This window comes from Actinosynnema sp. (assembly GCF_052038725.1).
Window position 1 is genome coordinate 1 of record NZ_JBQGCX010001051.1, and the last position, 2687, is coordinate 2687.

Annotated in this window: 1 protein-coding gene; it reads left to right on the forward strand. The window is 73.5% G+C overall.

What is annotated here, in order from left to right; translation table 11 throughout:
• The first annotated feature begins 479 nt into the window (after window positions 1–479).
• A complete protein-coding gene (locus tag ACTUAL_RS22215) occupies window positions 480–2636 on the forward strand; it encodes a putative bifunctional diguanylate cyclase/phosphodiesterase (protein ID WP_440901598.1) in 2157 nt (718 codons plus the stop codon).
• Window positions 2637–2687 lie beyond the last annotated feature (51 nt).

Below are 2687 nucleotides of genomic sequence, written 5' to 3' on the forward strand. Positions count from 1 at the left end.
CCGTCCTGTTCCAGCGGCAGTGCCCTGCTCACCCGGTGCTGTCGACGGGGGCTTCGTCGGCCTGGGTGCCCCGTCGTCGCCTCGTCCGGCCTCCGCGGGTCACCGTCCTGGCCGCCGACCGGTTGGGCGCTCCGACCATCACACCGTTACCCCCGGCGGGCACACTCTGTCACGAAAGCGCGGGTGGAGTTCGTGTTTCCGCAGGTGAAAACCGCCAAAAAGTCCACAGTGGACGAACGAACCCCACGCCTCGGCCCGCGTCCCCCCTTACAACGATGCAAAAGCCCGAACCCCCGGTTGACGGCCTCGCCAAGTCCACAGTGGACGGAAATCGGACCGACCGGGCCAGTCGACTCACCCGGATGGCGGTTGTCGCGCCCGTGCGAGGATCAGATAGTGCCAACTTCGCCGCATGTGAGAGCACTCGGTCTACGAGCCGTGGCTTGGGGGAAGCTCGCGTGAAACGTCCACCCGTTCCCGTGGCCGCGGACGTGCCTCCCGCCTCGGGCTCGGCGCACCGCACCGGTCGCAGGACGCTGCACCGGATCAGGGTGCTGACCACCGTCTTCGCCTGGCTCAGCGGGGTCCTCACGATCGGCAGCCTCGTCGCGACCGGTGAGGGGCCGCTCCCGATCGGGGTGGCCGCGCTGGTCGCCGGTGTCCTCGCGTGCTGGCTGCGGGTGCCCCGCGACGCGTGGTGGATCCCGCCGCTGGAGGGCGTGGTCGCGTTCGCCTCGCTGCTCCTGCTGCCCGACCCGCAGGTCGTCGTGGGCTTCGTCATCGGCGCCACGGTCCGCCGCGCCCTCTACCCCGAGGACGCCGGGTTCTGGTCCAAGTCCGCCGTGCTCGTCGGCAGCTACCTCACCGGCCTGGCCGCGTCGCTGCTCTGGGGCTGGGGCGTGATCCGCCCGGAGCTGCTGCCGACCCTGCTGATGCCGCTGGCGGGCATGGCCGTCGCCGCCGCCGCGCTGCACGAGGCGGCCCGCGCGGTGCTGCGCGCCGAGTCGGCCCAGCGCGGCGCCGAGCACGCCCGCGCCACCGCCACCGCCGTCCTGCAGGCCAGCCCGGTCGGCCTGGTGCTGCTCGACTCCGGCGGCGCGCCCGTGCTGCACAACGAGCGCGCCCAGTTCCTGCTGGACTGGGCGGGCCAGAACGGGGCCGCGGTGCCCTGCCCGCACGGCCCCAACATCGCGGTGTGCGAGAGGGGTTGCCGCGACGCCGACGCCGAGCCCGTGGAGGTCTGGGTCGCCGACCGCGACCGCGTCCTCGCGCTGCACCCGGTGCGCGTCGAGCAGGCGGGCGACGAGGACCGCACCCTGGTGGCCGCCGTGGACATCAGCGTCCGCCGCCGCCTGGAGGACGAGCTGCGGCACCGCTCCGAGCGCGACGTCCTCACCGGCCTGACCAGCCGCTCGCACTTCCTGCACCTGCTGGACCGCGCGCTGCGCGCGGGCGACGGCGGCCTGCTCGTGCTCGACCTCGACCAATTCAAGGAGGTCAACGACACCGAGGGCCACGACGCGGGCGACCAGTACCTGGTGGCCGCCTCCCGCCGCATCCGCGCCGCCGTCGAACCGGACGCGGTCGCCGCGCGCCTGGGCGGCGACGAGTTCGCGGTGCTGGCGCCGGGCTTGGACGAGCAGGCCTGCGGCCAGCTCGCGAAGGCCGTGCTGGCGGAGCTGGAGAAGCCCTGGTCGGACCTGGGGTACGACGTGCGGATGCAGGCCAGCATCGGCGTCGCGGTGTCCTCGGCGGCTGCGGGGGTGGTCGGCACCGCGGAGCTGCTGCGCGACGCCGACACCGCGATGTACGTGGCCAAGCGCGAGGGCGGCGCGCGCGCCCGCTGCTTCCGCAGGGAGATGGGCGAGCAGGCGCTGGCCCGCCAGCGCGACAAGCTCGACCTGCGCGCCGCGATCGGCACCGACCAGCTCGTCCTGCACTACCAGCCCATCGTGGACCTGGCCACGACGGCGATCTCCGGCGCGGAGGCCCTGGTCCGCTGGGAGCGGCCGGGGCGGGGACTGCTCGGGCCCGGCGAGTTCATCGGCCTTGCCGAGCAGACCGGCCTGATCGTGCCGCTGGGGTCCAGCGTGCTCACCTCGGCGTGCACGCAGGCCGCAGGTTGGCGCGCGGCCGGGCGCGAGCTGGGCGTCACGGTCAACGTGTCCACCAGGCAGCTGTCCGCACCCGGTTTCCTGGCCGCGCTGGCGAAGTCTTTGGACGTGTCGGGCCTGCAGGCGTCGGCGCTGACCATCGAGGTGACCGAGTCGGTGTGGGCGGACGAGGCCGCGATGCGCGCGCTGATGGCGGTGCGGGAGACGGGGGTGCGGGTGGCCCTGGACGACTTCGGCACCGGCTACTCGTCCCTGAGCTACCTGCACCGCTACCCGTTCGACGTGGTGAAGATCGACAAGTCGTTCACCTGGGCCCTCGGCGACACCGGCCGCACGGCGGGAGTGGTGCGCTGCATCATCGACCTGGCGGACGTGCTGGGCGCGGTGACCGTCGCGGAGGGCATCGAGACGCCCGAGCAGGCGGAGTGGCTGCGCAGGGCGGGGGGCGGTTACGGGCAGGGGTTCGTGTTCGGCCGCCCCGACCTGCCGCGCAACCTGGCACGTCCGCAGGTCGGGCGCTGAGATTCTGGTTGGAGGTGGGCGAGGGAAGGGGCCCGCGTCATGACGACGCGG